Origin of the sequence: Ancylobacter mangrovi, assembly GCF_024752355.1 — a bacterium.
Taxonomy (GTDB): Bacteria; Pseudomonadota; Alphaproteobacteria; order Rhizobiales; family Xanthobacteraceae; genus Ancylobacter; species Ancylobacter mangrovi.
In genome coordinates this window covers 93,104-119,780 of the sequence record NZ_JANTHZ010000009.1, presented here as the reverse complement: position 1 = coordinate 119,780, position 26,677 = coordinate 93,104, and the positions used below count along the sequence as shown (strand labels likewise).

The following is a 26,677-nucleotide window of genomic DNA, read 5'->3' as shown; positions in this document are numbered from 1 at the left end:
GGCGTTGCGGTGACTCCGCGCGGTGTATTGCCCGGCTTGGTCGGGCTTCAGGACGGGGGACGAGCCTGATGTGTCGCTGGCGTGCCTGGTGGAAGGGCCTGCCGGCCTTGCTGCTGTTGTTGGCGGCGGCCATTTACTTTGCCCGGGCGCCGGTCGAGGACGACCTGGCGGCGCGCTCGGGAACGCTGCTCATGCAGATCGGCGAATCCTGGGCCCATGCCGACTTCAACGGCCGCGACGCGGTGCTCGAGGGCGAGGCGCTCTCGGAAGAGGCGCGGGTGAAGGTGCGCCGCGAGCTGGCGCGCCTGTCGGGCGTGCGCTCGGTGGACGACCAGACCACGCTGCTGCCCGAGCGCCGGCCCTTCACCTTCACCGCCATCCGCGACGGCGCGCAGCTCCGGCTGGAGGGCTACGTCCCCTCGGTCTGGGCGCGCGAGCGGATCGCCGATGCCGCCGAGAAGATGGCGCCGGGCGTGGTCGTCACCGGGGTCAAGGATCTGGTGCGCGCACGCGGCGTGCCGGCGGGCGATTTCGTCGGCGTGGTGATCTTCGGCATCAACCAGCTCGCGCGGATGCCGGCCGGGCGCATCACCATCTCCGACGATGCCTTCTCGATCGAGGGGCGGGCGCCGGACTTCAAGACCTATGACGCGCTCGAGGTCACGGTGCGCAGCGAACTGCCGGCCGACTTCAAGCTGGCGCGCTTCGCGGTGCTGCCGCCGGCGGTCTCGCCCTTCGTCTGGCAGGCCTCGCGCGAGCCGGACGGGGTCAGGCTGTCGGGCTACATCCCGCTCGGCGACGCGCGGCGCGCGCTGCTCGACATGGTGCGCTCGGCGGTGCCGGGCGCGGCGATCTCCGACCAGCTCCGCCTCGCCGACGGCTCGCCGCCCACCGACGGGTGGCTGAAGGCGGTCGATTTCGCGCTGGAGCAGCTTGGCCGGCTGCCGGACGGCACGGTCGGGCTTTCCGACACCACGATCTCGATCGAGGGCACGGCACCGGACTTCGCCGCCTATGACGCCATCGCCGGCGCGCGCCGCTCGGTGCCCGAGGGCTACACGCTGACGCGCTTCGCGGTGACGCCCCCGGCGGTCAACCCCTTCACCTGGGCGGTCATGCGCGGCAGCGCCGGGCTGCGCCTGACGGGATTTGCGCCATCCGAGGACGCCAAGCGGCTGGTGATCGACGCCGTGCGCGCCGGCTTCCCCGGCGTGCCGATCAGCGACGAGATGCGCATCGCCTCCGGCGGGCCCGCCGCCGAGGCCTGGGTGAACGCCACCGTGTTCGGCGTCGGCCAGCTCGCCAAGCTGCGCAGCGGGCAGGTGAAGGGCAAGGGCAACACGCTGTCGGTCAGCGGCGAGGCGCAGGATTCGGCCTCCTACACCGCGATCCGCGGCGCATTCGCCGGGCAGCTGCCGAAGGACTTCTCGATCCAGTCCGACGTCCGCCCGCCGGTGGTGTCGCCCTATGTGTTCGGCATGCGCCGCGATACGGACGGGCTGACCATTTCCGGCTTCTACCCGTCGACGCAGGGCCATGAGGCGCTGATCGCGGCCGCCAAGTCGGAGATGCTCGGCGTGCCGGTCAACGACGTGTCGGCGCTGGCCTCGGGTGCGCCGGACGGCTTCGAGCAGGCGACGCTGGCCGCGCTACACGAGCTCGCCCGGCTCAGCAATGGCGAGGCCCGCTTCGACGATGCCAAGCTGCGCTTCACCGGCACCGCGCTCTATGCGGCGGCGGTCGATTCGATCCGCGCCAATCTGGAAGCGGCGCTGCCCAAGGGCTTCGTGCTGGACCTCAGCCTCGACGTGGTCTTGCGGCATGAATCGACCAACAACGCCGCCTGCCAGAAGGCCATCGACGACCTGCTGGCGCGCGGCGCCATCGAGTTCTCGCCGAAGGGCACCGCCATCGCGCCGGTTAGCCGCGGGCTGCTGGACCATATCGCGGTCGCCGCGAGCGGCTGCCCGGACGCGGTGATTGGGGTCTCCGTGCAGCAGACGACCACGCCCGACCGGGCGGCGGCGCGCGCGCAGGCGGTGACGGACTATCTGGCCCAGGCCGGCATCTCGCCCGAGCGCCTGCTCACCGGCACGCCGAGCGCGCTGGCGATCCAGAGCCAGAGCGAGGTCGCGCCCGCCCAGGCCGGCCTGCAGGTGATCGTGAGGTAATCGTCCTATGTGGTTCCTGACACTGGAGATGTGGCCCTATCTCGGCGGGGCGCTGGCCATCGGCCTGGTCACCGGCTGGTATGCGGGCTGCGCGCCGCGTCCGCCAAAACGGCCCGCCGAACCGGCGGAGAAGACGCCATGACCGGCTTTGCGATCGACGTCTCGATCCTGATGGGGATTGCCTATCTGATCGGCTGTGCCGGCGGCTGCTGGCTGCGCCGCAATCTAAGCCGCCGCAGCGCCGGCCACTGACGAGCCGATCTGGAAGCCGCCGGCCGTGTCGCGGCCGGCGGGAGGCTCAGAGCCGGGTGCCGCGCAGGTCGGCCTCGATCTGCAACTTGCCGCGCGAGCCGAACAGCGCCTTGTAGACCTGCGCATTCTCCATCACGCGCTGCACATAGTTGCGCGTCTCGGAATAGGGGATGCGCTCGACCCAGTCGATCGGGTCGACATCGGGGTCGCGCGGGTCGCCATAGGCGGCGATCCATTTGGCGACGTTGCCACGGCCGGCATTGTACCCTGCGAAGGTGAGCACGTAGTTGTTCTGGTAGCTGTCGAGCAGGCTGCGCAGCTCGGCCGCGCCGAACTGCACGTTGACCGTCGGGTTGTTGAGCTGCGACGGATTGAACTTGACCCCGTTGCGCCGCGCGATGGTGCGCCCGGTGGCCGGCATCACCTGCATCAGCCCGGTCGCGCCCGCATGCGAGCGGACCGTGGCGTTGAACATGCTCTCCTGGCGGGCCACCGCATAGACCAGCGCGCGGTCGACCTCGGGGGCGATCGGCTGGTACTTCGGAATGCCCATGGTCGGGTACGCCTCGGCTTCGAGCGCGAAGCCGCGGCCGAGCGAGACCTTGCCGATCGTCGTCATGATGCGGGCATCGCCGTCGGCCTTGGCGAGATTGGCGAGCATGCCGAGCTGGCCGGCATCGGGCAGGCGCTCGGCGAGGTCGTAGGCGAGGGTGACGGCGAGGTTCGACCGGTCGAGCTTCTGCAGCAGCCGGAAGATCATCACGCCCTCGTCGGCGTTGAACGCGGCGCGCTGGATGACGTTGGCTGGCGGCGCGGCGTGCACCTGCACGTTCGGGATACCGAGCCGGGCCCGGGCGAGCTGGCCGTAATAGGCGGTGTCGTAGCCGGCCGCCGCCTCGTATTCGGCGCGGGCCTTGGCGGTCGAGCCCATCGCTTCCAGCGCACGGCCCTGCCAGTAATAGCCGCGGGCGACGGTCGCGGGATGGCTCTGGTTCTCGCCGACCCGGCTGAAGTGCTGGAGCGCGGTGCGCGGGTCCTTCAGGAAGCGCAGGGCGATCCAGCCGGCGGTGAACTGCGCGTCGGCGCGCTTGTGCTCGTTCTCCGGCGCCACCGTGTCGCTCGCCACGCGATAGGCGGTGCGCGGGTCGCCCGCATCGAGCAGCTCGCGCGAGACCAGCCGGCGCTCGATCCACCACTCGTCGGTGTCGACCAGCAGGTTCGGGTCCTTCGGCGCCGAGGAGAGCAGCCGGGCGGCCGCCTCGTCATTGCCGGCGCGGCGCTGGATCTTGGCGGCGGTGTAGATATAGGCCGGGTCCGAGCGCATCGAGGACGGCACGGCGGCGAGCAGCTTCGCCGGGTCGCCACCACGCGAGAACAGCGCAATACGCGCCTTGGCCAGCGCCACCACGTCGTCGCCCGCCCGCTTGGCGGCGCGCATGCCGCGGTCGGCATCCTCGGCGTAGAGCTGCTTGTCGGCGCGGTACTTGTGGTCGGCGCGCGTGAGCACGCCGCCGAACTCGACCATCACCGTCGATTCGATGTCGGAGGAAAGTGGGTCTTCGCGCCAGGCGTCGCGCAGCCACGCGGTGCCGGCGGCCCGGTCGCCGGCGGCGAACAGGGCGCGGGCGAGGGCGATCTTGCCTTCGCCGGAATAGGGGCGCTGCTCGGCGAAGAAGGTCAGGATCGTGCGCGGATCCTTGTTCTCGGCATAGAGCAGGTACTCCATCCGCCGGCGCAGCACGATCGGGGTCGGCAGGGTGGGGTGCGCGTTGAGGATCGCCGCGGCACGGTCGAAGCCGACATCGCGCGGCGTGACGCGCAGGGCGAGCCAGCGCACCAGCGCCTGCGAGCCGGGATCGCGCATCCGGTCGGCCATGTCGAGCGCGTCGCCCGTCTGGCCGTTCTCGACCAGCGAGACCGCCTGCTGCAGATCACCCACCGCGCCGGAGAGCTTGGGCGCGGGGAGGGCGGCATCGCCGTCGGCCTCGGCCTCCGCCGCCTCAAGCGCGGCCGGCCGGCTCGGCGGGGTGGGAACCTCGACGGCGGCGGTGCGGGTCGCGGCCGGACGCGGCGTGGGCTGGTGCGCCGTGGGCTTGGGCACCGGGCGGGGAACTGCGCTCGCTGCGTAGGCGGAGAAGGTGTGCGCAGTGGAGGCGAGCAGGATCGCCATGAGCGGCAACGCCACGAGCCGGCGCACCGTTACGGGGCGCACGGTCACGGGTCGCGGGGGCCGGGAGCCTGTCGGCTGGCCGCTGCTGAATTCGCTCATGGACTACCCACTCCCCCGACGCTGAAACGGACGTTCGGATGATGTCGATACGGCTGCGCTGTGCGGGGCGCGCATCTTCCGGCGCCGCTTCCCCCGGTGCGGCCAGTCTCCGGCCGCGTCACGCTCAGTTGTCTCGCGATCTTATTGACGAATTGCTAACCACATCGCCGCGCGGCCTTAACGAGGCCGGGCATTTTGTCGCTTATGCTCCGGCAACCCGGCAAAATGGGGGCAGGCGGCGCATTCGGCGGCGTTGCGGCAACAATCTCCTTGTCTTCCCGCGCGCCGACGCGATATCTCATGCCCCCTTCGCAGCAACCCGATCGCTGGTTGGCGACAAGACGAGAAAATTCCAGGAGCGCGCCATGACGCACACTCTGCCCTTCCGTGGATCCTTTACGGCGCTCGTGACGCCGTTCCGCGACGGCGCGCTCGACGAGAAAGCCTTCCGCGAGCTGGTCGACTGGCAGATCGAGGAGGGCATCCACGGCCTGGTGCCGGTGGGCACCACCGGCGAGAGCCCGACCGTCTCCCATGACGAGCACAAGCGCGTGGTCGAGTGGACGGTGGCGCAGGCCGCCGGCCGCGTGCCGGTCATCGCCGGCGCGGGCTCGAACAACACGGTGGAAGCGATCGACCTCGCCCGCCATGCGGAGAAGGCCGGCGCCGACGCGGTGCTGGTCGTCACGCCCTACTACAACAAGCCGGGCCAGGAAGGGCTGTACCAGCACTACAAGGCCATCAACGACGCGATCGGCATCCCGATCTTCATCTACAACATCCCCGGCCGGTCGGTGATCGACATGTCGGTGGAGACGATGGCACGGCTCTACGAGCTGCCGAACATCGCCGGGGTGAAGGACGCGACCGCCAATCTCGCGCGGGTGAGCCAGCAGCGCCAGGCCATGGGGCCGGGCTTCAACCAGCTCTCCGGCGAGGACGGGACCGCGCTCGCCTTCATGTCGCATGGCGGCGACGGCTGCATCTCGGTGGCCTCGAACGTGGCGCCGAAGCTCTGCGCGCAGCTCATCAACGCCTGCATCGCCGGCGACTACAAGGGCGCGCTGGAGCTTCAGGACCGGCTGTTCCCGCTGTTCCAGGCGCTGTTCGTTGAAACCAATCCGAGCCCCACCAAATATGCGCTCAACCTTCTCGGCAAGATCGCCGACGAAGCCCGGCTCCCCATGGTGCCGGTGAGCGCGAAGACCAAGGAGATCGTCCAGGCGGCCATGAGGCATGCCGGGCTGATCAACTGACGCAAGGCCGGGGCGCAGGCTCCGGCTCGGAGCTGGAGCATGGCCGACAAGAAACAGCTGCCCCGCAAGGTTGTCGCCGACAACCGGCGGGCGCGGTTCGACTACGACATTGGCGAGACATTCGAGGCCGGCATCGCGCTGAGCGGCACGGAGGTGAAGAGCCTGCGCGGCGGCAAGGCGACGGTGGCGGAGAGCTATGTCTCGGCCAAGACCGGGGAGGCGATCCTCTACAATTCGTTCATCCCGGAATACCTGCAGGCCAACCGCTTCAACCATGAGCCGCGCCGCCCGCGCAAGCTGCTGCTGCACAAGCGCCAGATCGCCCGCCTCTGGCAGGCGGTCGAGCGCGAGGGCATGACCGTGGTGCCGCTGCGCATCTATTTCAACGAGCAGGGGCGGGCCAAGGTCGAGATCGCCGTGGCGCGCGGGCGCAAGGCGCACGACAAGCGCGAGGCGTTGAAGGAAAAGGACTGGGCGCGCGACAAGCAGCGCCTGCTCCGCGACCGGGGCTGAGCGCGGCGAGCGCATCGGGAGGTCGTCATGTCGATGAGCTATGAGGGCCTGCCCGAGGACCTGCCGGTGCCGGCCGACGACGGGGCGGCCCGCCATCTGAAGGGCCTCGCCCTGCCGGATGTCGAGCTCGCCGCGACCGACGGGCGCCGGGTCAATCCGTCCCGCCTCTCCGGCCGCACGGTGATCTACATCTATCCGCGCAGCGGAACGCCCGGCGTCGCCCTGCCGGAGGGCTGGAACGCCATTCCCGGTGCGCGCGGCTGCACCCCGCATTCGTGCGGCTTCCGCGACCATTTCGCCGAGCTGCGCGCGGCCGGCGCCGACGCGGTGTTCGGCCTGTCGACGCAGGACAGCGCCTACCAGCGCGAGCTGGCGGAGCGCCTGCACCTGCCGTTTCCGATCCTGTCCGACGAGGCGCTGGCCTTCCAGCGGGCGCTCGGCCTGCCGACCTTCGAGGTCGACGGCATGGTGCTGCTGAAGCGGATGGCTCTGATCGCCGACGAGGCGACGATCACGCACGTGTTCTATCCGGTGTTTCCGCCGGACCGGAACGCGGCGGACGTGCTGGCCTGGCTGCGCGCCAATCCGCGTTGAGGTCTCTCACGCTCTACAAAAGAAAAAGGCCGCAGACCATTGATCCGCGGCACTTAATCGTCAGGAACCGAAGTCCGTTCAGTCCTTGGCGCGCTCGACATAGGAGCCGTCGGCGGTCATCACCACGATGCGGGTGCCGGTGCTGATGTGCGGGGGTACGGCGGACTTCACGCCGTTGGAGAGCACGGCCGGCTTGTAGGAGGAGGAGGCGGTCTGGCCCTTCATCGCCGGCTCGGTCTCGACCACCTCGAGCACCACGCGCTGGGGCAGCTCGATGGCGATGGCGTTGCCTTCGTGGACCGAGAGCATGACCTGCATGCCTTCCTGCAGATAGGCGGCCTGGTCGCCCACCACGTCGGGCTGAACCGCGACCTGGTCGTAATTGTCCGGGTTCATGAAATGGAAGCCCTCGCCGTCCGAATAGAGGAAGGTGTAGGGGCGGTCCTCGACATGGGCGCGCTCGACCTGCTCCGTGGTGCGGTAGCGCTCGGAGATCTTGGTGCCGTCCGAGATGCGGCGCATGTCGAGCTGCGTCACCGGCGTGCCCTTGCCGGGATGGATGTTGTCGGCGGTGAGCACGACGTAGAGCCTGCCGTCGATGTCGACCACGTTGCCCTTGCGCAGCGTGCTGGCGATGACCTTGACCATTTCGGTCCTCTGACTGTTGGGTACGCCGCCATATGCGGCATATCCGGGATTCTTCTGGGCGCCTCCTATACAAGCGCGTCCGTCATCCGCCAACCCCGCCGCTGCCGCGCGGTCCTTGCCCTGCCGGAGCCTGCCGATGTCCGTTCCAGCCTCTCCCTGGTGGTCGCCCGCCATCCATGCGGACCGGCGCCCGTTCCTGATCGCGCGCCAGCGTGTGACCTTAGCGGTGCGCGCCTTCTTCACGGAACGCGGCTTCATCGAGGTGGAAACGCCGATCCTTCAGGTCTCGCCCGGCAACGAGATCCATCTCAAGGCGTTCGCGACCGAGCTGGAGGCGGCCGACGGCACCCGTGCGCCGCGTTATCTGCACACCTCGCCCGAGTTCACCGCCAAGAAGCTGCTCGCCGCCGGCGAGGAGCGGCTGTTCACGCTGGCGCGTGTGTTCCGCAATGGCGAGCGCACCGCGCTCCACCATCCCGAGTTCACCATGCTCGAATGGTACCGGGCCGGCGAGACCTATGACGTGCTGATGGAGGACTGCGCCGAACTGCTGCGCGCGGCGGCGGCGGCGACCGGGGCACGCGCATTCCACTATGGCGGGATGAGCTGCGACCCTTACCTGCCGCCCGGGCGGCTGACGGTGGCGGACGCCTTCACCCGCTATGCCGGCATCGACCTGATGGCGAGCGTGGGGACAGAGGCCAACGCGCGCGATGAGCTTTGGCAGGCGGCGCGCTCCGCCGGCATCCGGGTCGCGGAGGACGACACATGGGCCGACGTCTTCACCCGGGTGATGGTGGAGAAGGTCGAGCGGCATCTTGGGCTGGGGCGGGCGACGATCCTGTGCGAATACCCGATCTCGGAGGCGGCGCTGGCGCGCCCCAAGCCCGGCGATCCGCGTGTCGCCGAGCGGTTCGAGCTTTATGCGTGCGGCGTCGAACTCGCCAATGCCTTCGGCGAGCTGACGGATGCGGACGAGCAGCGCCGGCGCTTCGTCGGCTGGATGGACGAGAAGGAGCGCCTCTATGGCGAGCGCTACCCGATCGACGAGGACTTCCTCTCCGCGCTTGCCGTCATGCCTGAAGCGTCGGGGATCGCGCTGGGGCTGGACCGGCTGGTGATGCTCGCCGCCGGCGCGCGGCGGATCGAGGACGTGCTGTGGGCACCCGTCGCGCCGTGAGCTGACGCGCATTCAGACCAGCGCGTCGATATGCGCGCGCACCTTGGCGAAGACGTCGCGGAACATCTCGGGCGTCAGCACGCCAGTGTTCGTGTTGTAGCGCGAGCAGTGATAGCTGTCGAAAAGCACCAGATCGCCGATCCGGTGCACGGCGCCATGGGCGAACTTGTGGTGGCTCAGCCGCTCGCCATGGGCCGCGAGCACCTGGTCATGAGCGATCTTGCCGAGCGCGACGATGGCGCTCAGCCGCGGCAGAAGCCCGATGGTGGCGGCGAGGAAGGGGCGGCAGGTGCGCATCTCCTGCGTGGTCGGCTTGTTCTCGGGCGGTACGCAGCGCACCGCATTGGTGAGGCGCGAATCGACGAGGCGCAGCGTGTCGTCCGGCCGCGCCTCGAAGCGCCCGGTGGCGAAGCCGTAGCGGATCAGCGTGTCGTAGAGCAGTTCGCCCGCATAGTCGCCGGTGAAGGGGCGGCCGGTGCGGTTGGCTCCGCGCAGGCCCGGCGCCAGCCCGACGATCAGCAGCCGGCCGTTGAGCGGCCCGAAGGAGGGCACCGGGGCGTTGTGCCAGCCGGGCTCGGCCGCGCGCCACTGCTCGCGGAAGGCGACGAGGCGCGGGCAGAGCGGGCAGTCGCGTGCCGGCTCGGCCTCGGCCGGCAGGGGCGCCGTGGCATGGAGGGCGGCGCCCGTCGCCGCGGGCCGGGTCGCCGTGGCGCGGGTCAGGAGTCGCCCTCGTCGTCATCGTCGGCGCTGCCCGAGGGCGCGGCACGGCGCTCGAGGAAGCGCGGCGTCTCCTGCAGCCGGTTCGAGCGCTCGGCCGGGTCGCGGCCGACGCGGCCCTGAAGATCGACCAGATCGATGAACACGTCCGCCTGCCGGCGCAGCTCGTCGGCGATCATCGGCGGCTGGGTGTGGACGCTGGAGACCACGCTCACCCGCACGCCGCGGCGCTGGATCGCCTCGACCAGCGAGCGGAAATCGCCGTCGCCGGAGAAGATCACGATGTGGTCGACATGGGGGGCGAGCTCCATCGCGTTCACGGCGAGCTCGATATCCATGTTGCCGCGGATGCGGCGCCGGCCAAGATTGTCGGTAAACTCACGCGCCGGCTTGGTAACGACGGAGTAGCCGTTGTAGTCGAGCCAGTCGAGCAGCGGCCGAATGGAGGAATATTCGGTGTCCTCGACGAGAGTCGTATAATAAAAGGCGCGGAGAACATATCCGCGCGACTGGAACTCCTTGAGCAGGCGCTTGTAGTCAATGTCGAATCCGAGCGACTTGGTCGCGGAATAAAGATTAGCGCCGTCGATGAAAAGAGCGATCTTTTCCATGCCGTGAGCCGAAGTGGGCAATACGCAACTCCCAGACAATCCAGAATTCCCCGCCGCCCGCGGCGAAGCAATCCACGCCCCTCATCTAGACATAGCCGATTTATGGCGCCGGTGAGGCCGGCCCGAGAACACGCCGCCACAATTCCACAAGGGCGTTGTCGCAGGGTATCAGGATAGGGTTTTCGCCGGCTTGCATGCCGATCGGCATTGGTTTAAATGCACACTCTTCTCCAGATACACCGACAGGAGTGCCGAGGCATGGCTCGCGTCACCGTCGAGGATTGCATCGACAAGGTCGACAATCGTTTCGAGCTCGTTCTGCTTGCGGGGCACCGCGCCCGCACGATCGCGTCCGGCTCGCCGATCACCGTCGATCGCGACAACGACAAGAATCCGGTCGTCGCCCTGCGCGAGATCGCCGAGCAGACCGTCTCCCCGGAGGACCTGCGCGAGGAGCTGATTCACTCGCTGCAGAAGTTCACCGAGGTGGACGAGCCCGAGCCCGAGACCGTTCCGATGATCGCGTCCGGCAATCAGGAAGGCGTGGACGATTCGGACATCATGCTCGACCGCATGACCGAGGAAGAGCTGCTCGCCGGCCTCCAGGGCCTCGTGCCGCCCGAGCCGAGCGACGACGAGGAAGGCTGAGCCCCGAAGAAGGGGATTTCTTTTCTCAGTCGACACGAAAATCAACGCCGCTTGCCACACCTCCCGACAAGTCCGGGACCGCGTGGCGGGCGGCGTTTTTCGTTCTGCTGGAAAGGGTCGGATCTCGCGCGTCTATTCCGCCGGTTCCTGACGGGCCCGAAGGCGTTCCAGCTCGTTCATCAGCTCTATCTTGGAGGCACCGCAGAACAGACCCACGGTCAAACAGCCGGACACGCCACCAATCAGATACGCAATGATGTAGCCGAACCAGTTCATCGATGGAGCCCTCTGTGCGAGCGGCACCATTAAGAGGACATTTCGTTACCGATTGCAACCTATGAGTGCCTACACAGAAAGAGGTACCTCTCGCGTTGTATTTCGGCGCGATCCTCCGCTCTTGCCTTCCGCCGGACCCATGGCAATAGTGACGCAAGATCGTCCTGGAGGACGAGTCCAGTCCAACGGGTTAGCCTGTCATGATGCGGCAGTACGAGCTCGTCGAGCGCGTGCGCCGGTATAATGCGAATACCGACGAGGCGCTGCTCGATCGCGCCTATGTCTATGCCATGCGTGCGCATGGCACGCAGAAGCGCGCCTCGGGCGACCCCTATTTCTCGCACCCGCTCGAAGTCGCCGCCATCCTCACCGATCTGAAGCTCGACGACGCGACCATCGTCGCGGCGCTGCTTCACGACACGATCGAGGACACCGACACCACGCGCGACGAGATCGACGGCATCTTCGGGCCGCAGATCGGCGCGCTGGTCGAGGGGCTGACCAAGATCAAGAAGCTCGACCTGGTCTCCAAGCAGGCCAAGCAGGCGGAAAACCTGCGCAAGCTGCTGCTCGCCATCGCCGACGACGTGCGCGTGCTGCTGGTCAAGCTGGCCGACCGGCTCCACAACATGCGCACCCTGAAATGGGTGCCGGAGGAGAAGCGCAACCGCGTCGCCCAGGAGACGCTGGACATCTACGCGCCGCTCGCCGGGCGCATGGGCATGCACGACATGCGCGAGGAGCTGGAGGACCTGTCGTTCCGCCAGCTCTCGCCGGAAGCCTATGAATCGATCCGCTCCCGCCTGCAGACGCTGAAGGAGAGCAATGGCGAGCTGGTCGCGGCGATTGAGCGCGAGCTGTCCGAGGCCGTGGCCCAGAAGGGCGTCTCCGCGATGGTGAAGGGGCGGGAGAAGCGGCCCTATTCCATCTGGCGCAAGATGGAGCAGAAGTCGGTCGCCTTCGAGCAGCTCTCCGACATCTACGGCTTCCGCATCCTCGTCGACACGGTCGAGGAATGCTACGCCGCGCTCGGCGTCGTGCACACCAAGTGGCCGCTCGTTCCCGGCCGCTTCAAGGACTACATCTCGACCCCGAAGCAGAACGACTATCGCTCGATCCACACCACCGTGGTCGGGCCCGGCCGTCAGCGGGTCGAGCTGCAGATCCGCACCCGCATGATGCACGAGGTCGCCGAATACGGCATCGCCGCGCACGCGATCTACAAGGACATGGGCGCCCCGACCGAGGACGTGCTGGCGCGCGATTCGAGCGCCTATGCCTGGCTGCGCCGCACCATCGAGCTGCTGGCGGAAGGCTCCAGCCCCGAGGAGTTCCTCGAGCACACCAAGCTCGAGCTGTTCCACGACCAGGTGTTCTGCTTCACGCCGAAGGGGCGGCTCATCATCCTGCCCCGCCGCGCCACGCCGATCGACTTTGCCTATGCGGTCCATACCGGCGTCGGCGACCGGGCGGTGGGCGCCAAGGTGAACGGCAAGGTGTCGCCGCTGGTCTCGGAGCTGCAGAACGGCGACGAGGTCGAGGTCATCACCGCCGAGGGCCAGACCCCGCCGGCGGCGTGGGAATCGATCGTCGTCACCGGCAAGGCCCGCGCCGCCATCCGCCGCGCCACCCGCGCCGCCGTGCGCGCGCAATATGCCGGCCTCGGCAAGAAGATCGTCGAGCGCGCCGTCGCCCGCGCGGGCAAGGCGTTCTCGGAGGAGAAGCTGACCGGCGCGGTCGGCCGGCTCGCGCGCTCCTCGCTGGAGGACGTCTACGCCGCCGTCGGGCGCGGCGAGATCCGCCCGGACGACGTGGTCAAGGCGCTTCATCCGGAATGGACCGGCCCGCGGCCGGAGGAGAAGGCGGCGCTGAAGGGCGAGGGCTGGTTCGAGCTCGAGCAGGGCCAGAGCCTGAAGTTCAAGATTCCGGGCATCGAATCGAATCCGGACCCGGAGACCGCGATCCCCATTCGCGGCATCAACCGGGGGCTCCCGGTCCGCTTCGCGCCCAATGGCGGGGCGGTGCCGGGCGATCGCATCGTCGGCATCCTCACGCCGGGCGAGGGGATCACGATCTACCCGATCCAGTCGCCCGCGCTGCAGGACTTCGAGGAGGAGCCCGAGCGCTGGCTCGACGTTCGCTGGGACGTCGACGAGAACGACGCGCAGCGCTTCCCGGTGCAGATCGTGGTGGTGGCGACCAACGAGCCGGGATCGCTGGCCCAGATCGCGCAGGTCATCGGCGAGCGCGGCGGCAACATCGACAATCTGCGCATGTCCTCGCGCTCGGCCGACTTCACCCAGATGGTGATCGACATCGGCGTCTACGACCTGCGCCACCTCAACGGCATCGTCGCCGACCTCAGGGCGCGCGAGGTGGTGTCGAGCGTCGAGCGCGTCAACGGCTGACAGCGGAACCGCGAGGGCGGCCTCGCGTTGTCGGGAGCGGGCCGGTCGACACCGGCCGGCGATCTGCCCGCCCATCGACGGGCAGGTTCGGAACGTCCATTCATCCCGTCTTCCGGAGGTGATCCGCGATGCGGATTCGCTATGGTTTTCGCCTCGCGCTGGACTGCGCCCAGCCCACAGCCGCCAGCTTCGCCGTCGATGTGCATCCCTCGCGGGCCGTGGACGTCATCGTCTCATCGCCATTCGCGATCCGCGACGCGAACCGCAACATCGTGCCGAGCACGCGCACGCTCGACCTGTTCGGCAATGTCCGCCGCCGCGCGGTGCTGCCTGCCGGCCGCTGCCTGCTGGAGCTTGACGGGCTGATCCGCGACAGCGGCCGGCCCGATCCGGTGGTGCCGTCGGCCGGCCAGATGCCGACCGGCGACCTGCCGGAGGACGTGATGGGCTTCCTCGTCGGCAGCCGCTACTGCGAGACCGATCTCATCGGCGCCGAGGCGTGGAGCCGCTTCGCCGGCGTGCCGGAAGGGTGGGAGAGGGTGCAGGCGATCTGCGATTTCGTTCACGGGCACATCACCTTCGGCTACGGCCACGCCGACTGCACCCGCTCGGCGATGGGCGCGCTGCGCGAGGGGCGCGGCGTGTGCCGCGACTTCGCGCATCTCGCCATAACGTTCTGCCGCGCCATGAACATTCCCGCGCGCTACTGCACCGGCTATCTCGGCGACATCGGCGTGCCGGCCGATCCCGCGCCGATGGATTTCAGCGCCTGGTTCGAGGCCTATATCGACGGGCGCTGGTACAGCTTCGACGCGCGCCACAACAAGCCGCGCATCGGGCGCATCGTGATGGCGCGCGGGCGCGACGCCGCCGACGTGCCGATCGTCAACACCTTCGGCGCCCATACGCTGGCCGGCTTCGAGGTCTGGACCGACGAGGTCGAGGAGCAGCGCGCCGTGGCGTGAACGGAACGGCGGTGACGGCGCGGGCGGGATCGGCTATCACGACGCCGATCCACAACCGCTCAGCAGGCACCGACATGACACAGGACGAGGTACTGGCCGAATTCCGCGAGGCGGGCGCACTGCTCGAGGGCCATTTCATCCTGACCTCGGGCCTGCGCAGCCCGGTCTTCCTGCAGAAGGTGTTCGTGTTCCAGGACCCGGTCCGCACCGAACGCCTCTGCCGCGCGCTGGCGGCGAAGGCCGAGGCCGCCTTCGGCAAGATCGACTATGTGGTCTCGCCGGCCGTCGGCGGCATCGTCCCCGGCTACGAGACCGCGCGCCACCTCGGCGCCAAGGCGATCTTCGTCGAGCGTGAGAACGGCGCGTTCCAGCTCCGGCGCGGCTTCACCATTCCCGCCGATGCCCGCGTTCTGATGGTCGAGGACATCGTGACCACCGGTCTTTCCTCGCGCGAATGCCTCGCCGCGCTCGCCGAGCACACCAGCCACGTCGTGGGCGCCGCCTGTCTGATCGACCGTTCCGGCGGGCGGGCCGATCTCGGCGTGAAGCTGATCTCGCTGGCCCAGCTCGACATCCCGGCCTATCCGGCCGACGCACTGCCGCCCGAGCTCGCGGCGCTGCCGCCGATCAAGCCCGGCAGCCGTGGCATCCAGGGCGCGAAGGCCTGAGCGCCATGACCGCGATCGTCCCTCCGCTTCGCCTCGGCGTGAACGTCGACCACGTGGCGACCGTGCGCAATGCGCGCGGCGGTGCGCTCCCGGACCCGGTGCGCGCGGCCCAGCTCGCCGCCGCCTCGGGCGCGGACGGCATCACCGCGCATCTGCGCGAGGATCGCCGGCATATCCGTGACGACGACATGAAGCGCCTGCGCGAAGTGCTTCAGATTCCGTTGAATTTCGAGATGGCGGCGACCGACGAGATGGTCGCGCTGGCGCTCGGCCTCAAACCGCACGCCTGCTGCCTGGTGCCCGAGCGGCGCGAGGAGCGCACCACCGAGGGCGGGCTCGACGTCATCGGCGGCGGCATCGACCTCGCCCATAAGGTCGAGGCGCTGGGCAAGGCGGGCATCCGCGTCTCGCTGTTCATCGCACCCGACCCCGACCAGATTGCTCGCTCGGCCGATATCGGCGCGGCGGTGATCGAGCTGCACACTGGCGCGTGGTGCGAATTCATCGCGGCCGGTGAGGGCGAGGCGGCCGAAGCCGAGTTCGCCCGGCTGGCCGAGGGCGCGCGGCAGGCGACGGCGCTCGGGCTCGAGGTGCATGCCGGCCACGGGCTCGATTTCGCAACCGCAGAGCGCATCTCCGGCCTGCATGAGATCCGCGAGCTCAATATCGGCCATTTCCTGATCGGCGAGGCGATCTTCGACGGGCTCGAATCCGCCATCCGGCTGATGCGTACGGCCATGGCGCGCGGGCGGGCGCAGGGCGCGAAGGCGGCGTGAGGCGGCGATGATCATCGGCATCGGCTCGGACATCACGGATGCACGGCGCCTCGCCGAGGTGCTGGAGCGCCATGGCGAGCGTTTCCTCGATCGCGTCTTCACGCCCGTCGAGCGGGCCAAGTCCGACCGGCGGCGCCGGCGCGCGGAGAGCTACGCCAAGCGCTTCGCGGCCAAGGAGGCCTGCGCCAAGGCGCTCGGCACCGGCCTCTCGCAGGGCGTGTTCTGGCGCGACATGGGCGTCGTGAACCTGCCGTCCGGCCGGCCGACCATGCAGCTCACCGGCGGTGCGCGCCGGCGGCTCGACGCGCTGACGCCGCCCGGCTTCGAGGCGCGGATCGATCTGACCATCACCGATGATGGGCCGCTGGCGCAGGCTTTCGTCATCATCAGCGCCGAGCCCGCAAGCGCGGGACCCGACAGCGGCAAATCCAAGGCCGACAACGGTTGACGCTCGGTTACCTCCAAGGAACGTGACCGGCGTGCGTTGCCGCAGGACCGGGGAGCGTTTATAGGAGCCGGCACGCCCCCGCCGGGCGGCGCACATCGCGCCCAGGGAGCGCAACGGAAGGCGATATGACCTCGACCACCGAACCCAAGAAGAAGGAAGGCGGCCTCGGCGAGACCGTCAAGGTGATCCTTCAGGCGTTCCTCATCGCCATCGTCATCCGCACCTTCCTGTTCCAGCCGTTCAACATTCCGTCCGGCTCGATGAAGGAGACGCTGCTGGTCGGCGACTATCTGTTCGTCTCCAAGTTCAGCTACGGCTACAGCCGCTTCTCATTCCCGTTCTCGCCGCCGCTGTTCGACGGGCGCGTCCTCGGCTCGTCGCCGAACCGGGGCGACGTGGTCGTCTTCAAGCTGCCGCGCGACGAGTCGACCGACTACATCAAGCGCGTGATCGGCCTGCCGGGCGACGAGATCCAGATGATCGACGGCGTGCTGCACATCAACGGCACGCCCGTGAAGCGCGAGGATGCCGGCTACTGGATGGACGACGAGGGCAATGGCCGGGTCGAGCGCGTGAAGCGCTGGCGCGAGACGCTGCCGAACGGCGTGAGCTACTACACGCTCGATCTCGTCGACAACGGCTTCTATGACAACACACCGGTCTACAAGGTGCCGCCCGGGCACTACTTCATGATGGGCGACAACCGCGACAACTCCACGGACAGCCGCGTGCTGAGCCAGGTCGGCTACGTTCCCTACGAGAACCTCGTCGGCCGCGCCCAGATGATCTTCTTCTCGGTGGAAGAGGGCGAGCCCGCCTGGGAGTTCTGGAAGTGGCCCTGGACGGTCCGCTGGGACCGCCTGTTCTCCTTCGTGCGATGACGCGCGGCACCGGCCGCGCCGATCGTGATGCCGGTCTCGACGCGCTGGAAGAGGCGCTCGGGCACCGTTTCACCCAGCGCGCGCATCTCGTCCTCGCCCTGACGCACATCTCATCGGTCACCGGGGTGCAGGGCTCGCGGGCGCGGGTGCGCTCCTATCAGCGCCTCGAATTCCTCGGCGACCACGTGCTCGGCCTGGTCGTCTCCGACATGCTCTACCGGGCCTTCCCCCACGCGGAGGAAGGCGAGCTGTCGCGGCGCCTCGCCGATCTCGTCTGCGAGGAGGCCTGCGCCGAGGTCGCCCGCGCGATGGGCGTGGCGGCGCATATCCGGCTCGGCGCCGGCGAGGACCGCTCGGGCGGGCGCGAGCGCAGCGCCATTCTCGCCGACATCGCCGAATCGGTGCTGGCGGCGGTCTATCTCGACGCCGGATTCGGCGCGGCCGAGGCGATGGTGGAGCGCTTCTGGCGGCCGCGGCTGGCGGCGCCGGGCGGCTCGGGCCGCGATCCCAAGACCGCGCTGCAGGAATGGGCGCAGGCGCGGGGCCTGCCGCCGCCGACCTACCGGCTGGTCGAGCGCTCGGGTCCCGACCATAATCCGCAATTCACCATCGCCGTCGAGCTGCCCGGCCACGAGCCGGTCGAGGCCGTCGGTTCCTCCAAGCAGGGCGCGCAGAAAGTCGCGGCTGCGGCATTTCTTGAGCGGGTGACGTCATGAGCGAAATGCCGGAAACGAACGACACGCCGGAAACCACGCGCTGCGGCTTCGTCGCCCTCATCGGCGCGCCCAATGCCGGCAAGTCGACGCTGACCAATGCGCTGGTCGGGACCAAGGTCTCGATCGTCTCGCACAAGGTGCAGACGACGCGAAGCCTGGTGCGCGGCATCGCCATCGAGGGCGTGACGCAGATCGTGCTGGTGGACACGCCCGGCATCTTCGCGCCCAAGCGACGGCTGGAGAAGGCGATGGTGCGCTCCGCCTGGAGCGGGGCGGGCGATGCCGACGCCGTGGTGCTGCTGATCGACGCCCGCGTCGGCCTCACCGAGGATGTCGAGGCGATCATCCGCGGGCTCGCCGACGTGCGCCGCCCGCGGGCGATCCTGCTCAACAAGGTCGACCTGGTGAAGCGCGAGAACCTTCTGGAGCTCGCCGCCGCGATCGCCGACCGGGTGAGCTTCGACCGGCTGTTCATGGTCTCGGCGCTGACCGGCGACGGGCTCGCGGAGCTGCGCGACTGGCTCGCCGGCATGCTGCCGCTTGGCCCCTGGCTCTATCCCGAGGACCAGATCTCGGACGCGCCGATGCGCATGCTCGCCGCCGAAATCACCCGCGAGAAGCTGTTCCACCGGCTCCACCAGGAACTGCCCTACCGCTCGACGGTGGAAACCGAGAGCTGGCAGGAGCGAAAGGACGGCTCGGTGCGGATCGAGCAGACCATCTTCGTCGAGCGCGAGAGCCAGCGGAAGATTGTGCTCGGCAAGGGCGGGGAGACCATCAAGGCGATCTCGACCGCCGCCCGCGCCGAACTCGCCGACATCGTCGAGGCGCCGGTGCACCTGTTCCTGTTCGTGAAGGTGCGCGAGAACTGGGCCGACGATCCCGAGCGCTATCGCGAGATGGGGCTCGACTTCCCGCCACCCGAATGAGCGGGGCGCCCGCCCGATGGAATGGACCGACGAGGGCGTCATCATCGGCGTGCGCCGCCACGGCGAGGCCAACGCCATCGTCGAGCTGCTGACCCGGGCGCATGGCCGCCATCTCGGCATCGTCCGGGGCGGGGGCTCGCGCCGGCAGGCGGCGACGCTCCAGCCGGGAAACAGCGTTCGGGCGGTGTGGCGGGCTCGGCTCGACGAGCATCTGGGCAGCTTCGCGCTCGAACTGACCGCCGCGCGCGCCGGCGAACTGATGGCGCAGGCGCATTCGGCCTTCGCGCTCGCCCACGTCTCGGCGCTGCTGCGCCTGCTGCCCGAGCGCGATCCGCATGGCGACCTGCACGGGCTGGTAGAGACCATGACCGAGCATCTCGGCGAGGTGCGCCTTACTGGTATGCTGGTGGCGCGGTTCGAGCTGATGATGCTCGCCGAGCTCGGCTTCGGGCTCGACCTGACACGCTGCGCGGCGACCGGCGGGCGCAACGACCTGCTCTATGTCTCCCCCCGCTCGGGCCGGGCGGTGAGCCGGGAGGCGGGCGAGCCATGGCGCCAGCAATTGCTGGACCTGCCCTATTTCCTGGTCGGCGAGGTGGCCGAGCCGCCCTCCGCCGGCGACGTCGACGCCGCCTTCGCGCTCACCGGCCATTTCCTCGCGCGGCGGATCTTCGAGCCGCGCGGCCAGGCGCTTCCCGACTCGCGCGCGGCGCTCCTCGGCGTGCTGAAGCGGGCGGGCGGGATGCCGGCCGGCAGTCAGTAGAGCGGGTTGAGGAAGGTCGGGTCGGTGTAGTACCGGCCGTTGCTGAAATAGAGCTGGCCGATCCACACCGGGCTGCAGGAGGCGGCGCGGAAGGTGATCAGCCGGTTGCTGCCGACCCGGCGCGTGATCTCCCGCTCGCGGCAGATATTCTGCCAGCCCCTCTGGCTGCCGCCATGTTCGAGGGCGGCGGATGGCGAGCGTGGATAGGCCTGGGCGTCGGCGCGATCGGATCCTGCGACATGCAGCATCACGAACGCCGCGACGATGGCGAGCGTCAATTTCATGGCGGCCTCCCTTGGCTCGGGGACGGTACCCCGTTCTTTTGTGACGAAATTACTTCCAAATTCGAATTAAATATATACCGTTTGTTCACCACGTCGGCCGCTTGCCATCTCAGGCTGCATTCACCCGCAAGCTGCTGTGAAAACGTCATAAATGTGCTGTCGTCCTCAGAATTGCGGTATTTGGGTAGCGCAGGATGGTTGCGGTATCGGGTTGTTTCAATTCGTCGCATCCGGGCCGCCGCGAAATTGCGGTGATTGCGCCGCTGCCATGCGCGTTCGCTACTTGTTCCCGGCCATCCTTCCCTGTAGCCAGAAGCCATGGGAGAAGGACCGATTCCGACCGATGACGGCACGATCGAGCCGATCGGGCTGAAGGCGGCGCTCGAGGAGCGCTACCTCGCCTATGCGCTCTCGACCATCATGCACCGCGCGCTGCCCGACGCGCGCGACGGGCTGAAGCCCGTGCACCGGCGCATCCTCTACGGCATGCGCCTGCTGCGCCTCGATCCCGGCGGCGGCTTCCGCAAGAGCGCGAAGATCGTCGGCGACGTGATGGGCTCGTTCCACCCGCACGGCAACATGGCGATCTACGATGCCATGGTGCGCCTCGCGCAAGACTTCGCGCAGCGCTATCCGCTGGTCGACGGGCAGGGCAATTTCGGCAATATCGACGGCGACAACGCCGCCGCCGAGCGCTACACCGAGGCGCGGCTGACCGAGGTGGCGCGCCTCATCCTCGACGGCATCGACGAGGACGCGGTCGACTTCCGCCCCAATTACGACGGCACGACCGAAGAGCCGGTCGTCATGCCCGGGGCGTTCCCGAACCTGCTCGCCAACGGCTCGACCGGCATCGCGGTGGGCATGGCGACCTCGATCCCGCCGCACAACGCGGCCGAGCTGATCGACGCCAGCCTGCACCTGATCGAGAACCCGCAGGCGACCACCGACGACCTGCTGAAATTCGTGCGCGGCCCGGACTTCCCGACCGGCGGCATTATCATCGAATCGCCGTCCTCCATTGCCGACGCCTACGCGACCGGCCGCGGTGGCTTCCGCCTGCGGGCGCGCTGGGAGAAGGAGGAGACCGGCCGCGGCACGTATGTCGTGGTGGTGACGCAGATCCCCTACGGCGTCGCCAAGTCGCGGCTGATCGAGAAGATCGCCGACCTGCTGAACGAGAAGAAGCTGCCGCTGCTCGCCGACGTGCGCGACGAATCCGCCGAGGACGTGCGCGTGGTGCTGGAGCCGCGCGCGCGCAACGTCGACGCCGAGCTGCTGATGGAGAGCCTGTTCCGGCTCACCGAGCTGGAGGTCCGCTTCCCGCTCAACATGAACGTGCTGGTCGGCGGGCAGGTGCCCAAGGTGGTCAGCCTCGGCGAGGCGCTGCGCGAGTGGGTCGACCACCGCCGCGAGGTGCTGCTGCGCCGCTCGCGCCACCGTCTGGCGCAGATCGAGCACCGGCTCGAGGTGCTCGGCGGCTACCTGATCGCCTATCTGAACCTCGACGAGGTGATCCGCATCATCCGCGAGGAGGACGAGCCCAAGCCCGCGCTGATGGCCCGGTTCGAGCTGACCGACGTGCAGGCCGAGGCGATCCTCAATATGCGCCTGCGCAGCCTGCGCCGGCTCGAGGAATTCGAGATCCGCAAGGAGCACGACAAGCTCACCGAGGAGAAGGACGGGATCGAGAAGCTGCTCGCCTCCGAGGCGCGGCAGTGGAAGACGGTGGCCTGGGAGCTCGGCCAGACCCGCAAGATGTTCGCCCCCGACACCGAGCTCGGCCGGCGCCGCACCGGCTTCGGCGAGGCGAGCACGCATGACGCAAGCGCCGTGATTGAGGCGATGGTGGAGCGCGAGCCGATCACCGTCGTGGTCTCGGACAAGGGCTGGGTGCGCGCGCTGAAGGGGCACGTCGCCGACCTTTCCTCGCTCGTCTTCAAGGGCGACGACAAGCTGCGCCTGTCCTTCTTCGCCGAGACCACCTCCAAGCTGCTGGTGTTCGCTACCAATGGCCGCTTCTACACGCTCGACGCCTCCAAGCTGCCGGGCGGGCGCGGCCATGGCGAGCCGCTGCGCCTGTCGATCGAGCTGGAGCAGGAGGCCGACATCGTCGACGTGCTGCCCTATCAGGGCGGGCGCAAGCTGCTGGTGGTGGCGAAGGAAGGGCGCGGCTTCGTGGTGGCGGAGGACGACTGCCTCGCCAACACCCGCAAGGGCAAGCAGGTGCTCGGCGTCGACGGGCAGGACGCCGCCAAGGTGGTGATCGCCGCCGGCGACACGGTCGCGGTGATCGGCGAGAACCGCAAGCTGCTGGTGTTCCCGCTCTCGCAGGTGCCGGAAATGGCGCGCGGGCGCGGCGTGCGGCTGCAGCGCTACAAGGACGGCCGGCTGAGCGACGTGAAGGTGTTCGCCCTCGCCGACGGCCTGACCTGGACCGACACGTCCGGGCGCACCTGGACCGTGACCGATCTCACCGAGTGGAAGGGCGACCGCGCCGCCGCCGGCCGCCTGCCGCCGAAGGGCTTCCCGCGGAACAACAGGTTCTAGCGGCGTCTCGGCAAGCTGGGCGTCAGCGGGACTGGTGATGATCCGGTGGGCGCGCGCCGGGCTCGATCTGGGTCAGCGCAGATTTGCCTCGGCGATGCGGTCTCACAGCCTGAGGCGAGTTTTTTCCAGCCTCGCCCGGGCGCGTGGGTGGGCTAATCCACCCGTTCCCAGCCGCCGGGCATAAGCCGCTCCTGCGGCAGGAAGCGGCGCTTGTAGTCCATCTTCTCCGAGCCATCGACCCAGTAGCCGAGATAGACATAGGGCAGGCCGAGCTGGCGCGCCTTCGCCACGTGGTCGAGGATCATGTAGGTGCCGATGGAGCGCGAGGGCTCGTCCGGCTCGTAGAACGAGTAGACCATGGACAGCCCGTCCGCGAGCACGTCGGTCAGCGCCACGGCGTAGAGGCTGCCCTGGCCGCGCCCGTGAATGGCGGTGTCCGGCCCGCGGCGGCGATATTCGATCAGGCGCGTGTGCACATGGCTGTCCTCGACCATCATCGCGTAGTCGAGCACGGTCATGTCGGCCATCCCGCCGTCGCTGTGGCGGCTGTCGAGATAGGCGCGGAACAGCGAGTACTGCTCGGCGGTCGGCACGGCGGCGCGCATGTCGCCGATGAGGTCGGCATTGGCCTGCCGCACCCGGCGGAAGCTGCGCGTCTCGCGGAAGCCGTCGACGCAGACCCGCACCGACACGCAGGCGCGGCAGTGCTCGCAGGCCGGCCGGTAGGCGATCGACTGGCTGCGGCGGAAGCCGCCATGGGTGAGCACGTCGTTGAGCTGAGTCGCCCGCTCGCCGACCAGATGGGTGAACACCTTGCGTTCCTCGCGGCCCGGGAGATACGGGCAGGGGGAGGGCGCCGTCAGATAGAACTGCGGTGTATCGCGCGGGTGTTCGGTCACAGGTGCTTCGCGGTCAGCGGGACTTAGAGATTGCCAGAGCCGACGCCGGCGTCAAATCCCGCAATCGGCCCCGACGGAAATTTCTTACCTGCGGTAATGACGCAGAGACGCGGCGCGTTCCTCGGTGTTGGTCACCACCGTGCCGAGCACGAAATCGTGCAGCAGGCGCCTGCGGGCGTTGAACAGGCCGACGATCACCACCAGCGGCGTCAGCACGCTCACCGAGACCCAGAACAGCACGATGCTGAGCACCGCCAGCAGTGGGTACATCGGCGCGCCGTGCCACAGCCGCATCTCGATGCCCATGGTGCGCATGCCGATGGTGGAGGACTGCGCGCCGCCGAGCGTCAGCCCCGTATAGGCCAGCGCCCAGATCACATAGGCCGGGCTGAGCAGGCCGTACAGGTACCAGCCGAGCCCCAGCGTGATGAAGCCGAACACGAAGATCAGGATCGCGGCGACGACGATCGGCGCGATGATAATCACCGCGTCGATGAGGAAGGCGATGACGCGCCGCCACAGCACGCCCTCGAAATATTCCGGCTCGGCATAGGGGTCGTAGGCGTAGGGCCTCTGGTCCCCGTAATAGGTCTCGGACATGCGCCGCTCCTCCATTCCCATCAGATTGGGGGCCGGGCGCCCCGGGACAAGGGGCGGCCGCTGCGTCAGCCGGCGGTGCGCCAGTCCACCCGCGCGACGTTCATGCCCTCGGCGAGCAGGACCCGGTGCACCTCGTCAGCATGGGCGCGGTCGCGGGTCTCGACCGTCACGTCGAGCCGGGCGCCCTTGGCGTGCACGTCGAGGAAGTGCCGCTTGTGCTCCACCTCGAGGATGTTGGCGCCGAGCTGGCCGAGCAGGGTGGAGATGATGCCGAGCTCGCCCGGCCGGTCCATCATCGAGAAGCGGAAGCTGACGATGCGCTCCTCGCGCTCCAGCTCGCGCATCATGATCGAGGCGACGATGCGCGGGTCGATATTGCCGCCCGAGACCACAAGGCCGACATTGCGGCCGCGATAGCGGTCGGGCTGGGCCAGCAGCTCGGCGAGCCCCGCGGCGCCGGCACCCTCGGCCAGCGTCTTCTGCTGGGTGAGGAACAGGTTCACCGCGCGCTCGAAGGTCGGCTCGTCGACCAGCACCACGTCGGAGACCAGCGCCGAGACGATCTCGCGGGTCAGCGCGCCGGCCTGCTTGACGGCGATGCCCTCGGCCAGCGTTGCCCCCTCGCAGGGGCGGTTCTGCTGGTGCAGCGCGTTCCACATGGAGGGGTAGAGCGTGGTCTCGACGCCGACGATCTCGATGTCGGGGCGCATGGCGCGGGCGGCGACCGCCATGCCGGAGATCAGCCCGCCGCCGCCGACCGGCACCAGCAGCGCGTCGAGGCCGGGTATGTCCTCCAGCATCTCCGCCGCGACCGAGCCCTGGCCGGCGATGACGCGGGCATCGTCATAGGGGTGGACCCAGACCAGGCCCTCCTCGTGGGCGATGCGGTCGGCCTCCTCGCTGGCGTCGCCGACGGACTCGCCGTGCAGCACCACGCGCGCGCCATGCGCCTCGGTGGCGATCACCTTCACCAGCGGGGTGTGCTTGGGCATCACGATGGTGGCGCGGATACCGAGCCGGGCGGCGTGGTAGGCCACCGCCTGGGCATGGTTGCCGGCCGACATGGCGACGACGCCCGAGGCGCGCTCCTCCGGCGAGAGGCTGGCGAGCTTCACCAGCGCGCCGCGCTCCTTGAAGCTCGCGGTGACCTGCAGGTTCTCGTATTTCACGAACACATGCGCGCCCGTAATCGCCGAAAGGCGCGGCGCCGGCAGGGTGGGCGTGCGCAGCACGGCGCCGGCGAGAACCTCGCGGGCGGCGGCAACATCGGCTGGGGACACGGGCAGGGTCATCGAAATGCTCAGAATTCTCGGGGCGAGGGCGCCGAACGATTGAGGAGGCCGCCTGGCCGCAGCACGAGGAATGCCACCAGGAGGGAATAGGTCACTACGTCGCGATAGGCGATATCGAAGGCCGAAGACCACACGATTTCGACGCCGGCGACGAGGGCGGCGCCGAGGAAGGCGCCCGGCACCGAGCCAATGCCGCCAATAATCGCCGAAATCAAGGCCTTGAGCGTCAGGGAAAGCCCGTCGCCCGCCTGCACGGTACCATAGGCGATCACCACCACCGCCCCCGCGAGCCCCGCCGAGGCGCCGGCGATGATGAAGGTGAGCGAGCGCAGCGTCGGGATCGGCACCCCCAGCATGGCCGCCATCAGCGGGTCCTCGGCATGGGCGCGCCAGGCGCGGCCGAAGCGCGAGAACATCATCAGGGCGAGCAGCATTGAGGCGCCCGACAGCGACAGGCCGGCGGCGAGAAGCTGGGCCGGGGTGACGGTGGCGACGAAATGGTCGGCACCGGCGAGGTAGAGCGGCCGGTTGAGAAGCGCCGGCAGCCAGTTGACGCGGCTGCCGGAGGTGAGGCGCAGCAGCTCGGTCAGCACGATGGCGAGCGCCAGCGTGCCGATCAGCGCCGTCTGCGGCGCGCGCGAGCGGGTCGCCAGCGGCATGACGACGAGGCGCCCGGCGACCCAGCTCAGCAGCGCCGCCGCGCCGACGCCCGCGAACAGCGCGAAGGTGAGGGCCGGGGCGTTCAGCCGGCCGAGCAGCGAGACCACGCCCACCACGACCAGCGTGTTGACGCCGCCGGCCACCGCGATCTCGCCGAAGGCAAGGTTCACCCGTCCGGCGAGGCCGTAGATCAGCGCGAAGCCGGTGGCGATCAGCCCGTAGACGCCGGCCAGCACCATGCCGTTCAGCGTCTGCTGCAGCCAGTAGGCGGCACGCGACCCGAGATGGAACAGCGGCGCGATGCCCGGCTCGACGCGGACATCGTCGAGCCACCAGCGCTTCAGGATCAGCAGCTTGACGCCGCTGAGCGTGCCGCGGTCGGTCTCGACATCGACGAGGTTGAACCGGCCGACGCCGGTCTGGGCGGCGAAGCGGCAGATGATCCAGCGCGGCAGCGTGACGTCGCCCACGCGCAGCCGGTAGGCGAGCCGCAGCGCCGCAGGCACGCCCGGCACCGGCGACAGCGAGACCTCGGCGATGTCGGCGCCTTCCTCGTGCAGCGCTTCGGGGATGGCACGGCAGATGCGCGCCTGGTCGGAATCGACCACCGAGCCGCAGGCGGCGAGCAGCGGGACGGCGAGCAGGATGGAGAGAATGCTCAGGACGATGCGGACGATGCGGCCCACAATGCCAGTCACCCGTG

At 69.0% G+C, this 26,677-nt stretch carries 27 protein-coding genes; 17 read left to right on the top strand and 10 right to left on the bottom strand.

Annotation, left to right across the window (positions count from 1 at the left end):
- Positions 1 to 68 precede the first annotated feature (68 nt).
- Both NVS89_RS18265 and NVS89_RS18260 read left to right on the top strand, forming a co-directional pair.
- Positions 69 to 2,171 carry an OmpA family protein gene (locus NVS89_RS18265; protein WP_258734188.1) on the top strand — a complete coding sequence of 701 codons (2,103 nt, stop codon included), beginning with the start codon at positions 69 to 71 and terminating at the stop codon, positions 2,169 to 2,171.
- A gap of 7 nt (positions 2,172 to 2,178) precedes the next feature.
- Positions 2,179 to 2,313: a hypothetical protein gene (locus tag NVS89_RS18260; RefSeq protein ID WP_258734187.1), complete on the top strand. Its 135-nt coding sequence runs from the start codon at positions 2,179 to 2,181 to the stop codon at positions 2,311 to 2,313.
- A gap of 156 nt (positions 2,314 to 2,469) precedes the next feature.
- On the opposite strand, the gene NVS89_RS18255 is transcribed toward NVS89_RS18260, so the two are convergent.
- Positions 2,470 to 4,692, bottom strand: coding sequence for a lytic transglycosylase domain-containing protein (locus NVS89_RS18255; RefSeq protein WP_258734186.1), 2,223 nt, complete (start codon positions 4,690 to 4,692; stop codon positions 2,470 to 2,472).
- A 365-nt stretch (positions 4,693 to 5,057) separates the two neighbouring features.
- On the opposite strand from NVS89_RS18255, the gene dapA reads away from it, so the two are divergent.
- The 3 genes from dapA to NVS89_RS18240 are packed head-to-tail and all read left to right on the top strand — an operon-like array spanning position 5,058 to position 7,055.
- Complete coding sequence (dapA, locus tag NVS89_RS18250; protein WP_258734185.1) at positions 5,058 to 5,948, top strand: 4-hydroxy-tetrahydrodipicolinate synthase; 891 nt, start codon at positions 5,058 to 5,060, stop codon at positions 5,946 to 5,948.
- 39 nt (positions 5,949 to 5,987) lie between these two features.
- Complete coding sequence (gene smpB / locus NVS89_RS18245) at positions 5,988 to 6,461, top strand: SsrA-binding protein SmpB (protein ID WP_258734184.1); 474 nt, start codon at positions 5,988 to 5,990, stop codon at positions 6,459 to 6,461.
- Positions 6,462 to 6,488: 27 nt separating this feature from the next.
- Complete coding sequence (locus tag NVS89_RS18240) at positions 6,489 to 7,055, top strand: peroxiredoxin (RefSeq protein WP_258734183.1); 567 nt, start codon at positions 6,489 to 6,491, stop codon at positions 7,053 to 7,055.
- A gap of 78 nt (positions 7,056 to 7,133) precedes the next feature.
- Here NVS89_RS18240 and efp read toward each other — a convergent pair whose 3' ends face one another.
- A complete protein-coding gene (efp, locus tag NVS89_RS18235; protein ID WP_258734182.1) occupies positions 7,134 to 7,703 on the bottom strand; it encodes an elongation factor P in 570 nt (189 codons plus the stop codon).
- Positions 7,704 to 7,839: 136 nt separating this feature from the next.
- Between efp and epmA the strand changes: the two genes are divergently transcribed.
- Positions 7,840 to 8,883 carry an EF-P lysine aminoacylase EpmA gene (gene epmA / locus NVS89_RS18230; protein ID WP_258734181.1) on the top strand — a complete coding sequence of 348 codons (1,044 nt, stop codon included), beginning with the start codon at positions 7,840 to 7,842 and terminating at the stop codon, positions 8,881 to 8,883.
- 12 nt (positions 8,884 to 8,895) lie between these two features.
- Here epmA and NVS89_RS18225 read toward each other — a convergent pair whose 3' ends face one another.
- Both NVS89_RS18225 and NVS89_RS18220 read right to left on the bottom strand, forming a co-directional pair.
- Positions 8,896 to 9,540: a uracil-DNA glycosylase gene (locus NVS89_RS18225; RefSeq protein WP_258734274.1), complete on the bottom strand. Its 645-nt coding sequence runs from the start codon at positions 9,538 to 9,540 to the stop codon at positions 8,896 to 8,898.
- 59 nt (positions 9,541 to 9,599) lie between these two features.
- Positions 9,600 to 10,211 carry a LabA-like NYN domain-containing protein gene (locus NVS89_RS18220; RefSeq protein ID WP_258734180.1) on the bottom strand — a complete coding sequence of 204 codons (612 nt, stop codon included), beginning with the start codon at positions 10,209 to 10,211 and terminating at the stop codon, positions 9,600 to 9,602.
- 258 nt (positions 10,212 to 10,469) lie between these two features.
- On the opposite strand from NVS89_RS18220, the gene rpoZ reads away from it, so the two are divergent.
- Positions 10,470 to 10,859: a DNA-directed RNA polymerase subunit omega gene (gene rpoZ, locus NVS89_RS18215; protein ID WP_258734179.1), complete on the top strand. Its 390-nt coding sequence runs from the start codon at positions 10,470 to 10,472 to the stop codon at positions 10,857 to 10,859.
- A gap of 132 nt (positions 10,860 to 10,991) precedes the next feature.
- Here rpoZ and NVS89_RS18210 read toward each other — a convergent pair whose 3' ends face one another.
- Positions 10,992 to 11,135, bottom strand: coding sequence for a hypothetical protein (locus NVS89_RS18210; protein ID WP_258734178.1), 144 nt, complete (start codon positions 11,133 to 11,135; stop codon positions 10,992 to 10,994).
- A 200-nt stretch (positions 11,136 to 11,335) separates the two neighbouring features.
- Here NVS89_RS18210 and NVS89_RS18205 point away from each other — a divergent pair, with 200 nt between their 5' ends.
- The 9 genes from NVS89_RS18205 to recO all read left to right on the top strand — a co-directional run bounded on the left by NVS89_RS18205 (position 11,336) and on the right by recO (position 19,689).
- Positions 11,336 to 13,543, top strand: a complete 2,208-nt coding sequence (locus NVS89_RS18205) for a RelA/SpoT family protein (protein ID WP_258734177.1) — start codon at positions 11,336 to 11,338, stop codon at positions 13,541 to 13,543.
- A 128-nt stretch (positions 13,544 to 13,671) separates the two neighbouring features.
- Entirely contained in the window at positions 13,672 to 14,508 is an 837-nt protein-coding gene (locus tag NVS89_RS18200) for a transglutaminase-like domain-containing protein (protein WP_258734176.1), read from the top strand.
- A gap of 74 nt (positions 14,509 to 14,582) precedes the next feature.
- A complete protein-coding gene (gene pyrE / locus NVS89_RS18195; RefSeq protein ID WP_258734175.1) occupies positions 14,583 to 15,176 on the top strand; it encodes an orotate phosphoribosyltransferase in 594 nt (197 codons plus the stop codon).
- Positions 15,177 to 15,181: 5 nt separating this feature from the next.
- On the top strand, positions 15,182 to 15,952 hold the full coding sequence (locus tag NVS89_RS18190) for a pyridoxine 5'-phosphate synthase (RefSeq protein WP_258734174.1): 771 nt from the start codon (positions 15,182 to 15,184) through the stop codon (positions 15,950 to 15,952).
- Positions 15,953 to 15,959: 7 nt separating this feature from the next.
- A complete protein-coding gene (gene acpS / locus NVS89_RS18185; protein ID WP_258734173.1) occupies positions 15,960 to 16,400 on the top strand; it encodes a holo-ACP synthase in 441 nt (146 codons plus the stop codon).
- A gap of 125 nt (positions 16,401 to 16,525) precedes the next feature.
- Positions 16,526 to 17,281, top strand: coding sequence for a signal peptidase I (lepB, locus tag NVS89_RS18180; RefSeq protein WP_258734172.1), 756 nt, complete (start codon positions 16,526 to 16,528; stop codon positions 17,279 to 17,281).
- Positions 17,278 to 17,997, top strand: a complete 720-nt coding sequence (gene rnc / locus NVS89_RS18175; protein WP_374114599.1) for a ribonuclease III — start codon at positions 17,278 to 17,280, stop codon at positions 17,995 to 17,997. Before lepB ends, rnc begins: the two co-directional genes overlap by 4 nt.
- Positions 17,994 to 18,926 carry a GTPase Era gene (gene era / locus NVS89_RS18170; RefSeq protein ID WP_258734170.1) on the top strand — a complete coding sequence of 311 codons (933 nt, stop codon included), beginning with the start codon at positions 17,994 to 17,996 and terminating at the stop codon, positions 18,924 to 18,926. The genes rnc and era overlap by 4 nt, the downstream gene beginning before the upstream one ends.
- A gap of 16 nt (positions 18,927 to 18,942) precedes the next feature.
- Entirely contained in the window at positions 18,943 to 19,689 is a 747-nt protein-coding gene (gene recO / locus NVS89_RS18165) for a DNA repair protein RecO (protein WP_258734169.1), read from the top strand.
- Here recO and NVS89_RS18160 read toward each other — a convergent pair.
- A complete protein-coding gene (locus tag NVS89_RS18160; RefSeq protein WP_258734168.1) occupies positions 19,683 to 19,973 on the bottom strand; it encodes a hypothetical protein in 291 nt (96 codons plus the stop codon). The two genes, recO and NVS89_RS18160, sit on opposite strands and share 7 nt — an antisense overlap.
- 318 nt (positions 19,974 to 20,291) lie before the next feature.
- On the opposite strand from NVS89_RS18160, the gene parC reads away from it, so the two are divergent.
- Complete coding sequence (gene parC / locus NVS89_RS18155; protein WP_258734167.1) at positions 20,292 to 22,523, top strand: DNA topoisomerase IV subunit A; 2,232 nt, start codon at positions 20,292 to 20,294, stop codon at positions 22,521 to 22,523.
- Between the two features lie 152 nt (positions 22,524 to 22,675).
- Here parC and NVS89_RS18150 read toward each other — a convergent pair whose 3' ends face one another.
- From NVS89_RS18150 to NVS89_RS18135, 4 genes are all read right to left on the bottom strand, one after another.
- Entirely contained in the window at positions 22,676 to 23,422 is a 747-nt protein-coding gene (locus NVS89_RS18150; RefSeq protein WP_258734166.1) for an arginyltransferase, read from the bottom strand.
- Positions 23,423 to 23,506: 84 nt separating this feature from the next.
- Positions 23,507 to 24,022 (bottom strand): RDD family protein, encoded by a 516-nt coding sequence (locus tag NVS89_RS18145; RefSeq protein WP_258734165.1) that lies wholly within the window; start codon positions 24,020 to 24,022, stop codon positions 23,507 to 23,509.
- Positions 24,023 to 24,087: 65 nt separating this feature from the next.
- Entirely contained in the window at positions 24,088 to 25,314 is a 1,227-nt protein-coding gene (locus NVS89_RS18140) for a threonine ammonia-lyase (RefSeq protein ID WP_258734164.1), read from the bottom strand.
- A gap of 8 nt (positions 25,315 to 25,322) precedes the next feature.
- Positions 25,323 to 26,660 carry a branched-chain amino acid ABC transporter permease gene (locus tag NVS89_RS18135; protein WP_258734163.1) on the bottom strand — a complete coding sequence of 446 codons (1,338 nt, stop codon included), beginning with the start codon at positions 26,658 to 26,660 and terminating at the stop codon, positions 25,323 to 25,325.
- Between the last annotated feature and the right edge of the window lie 17 nt (positions 26,661 to 26,677).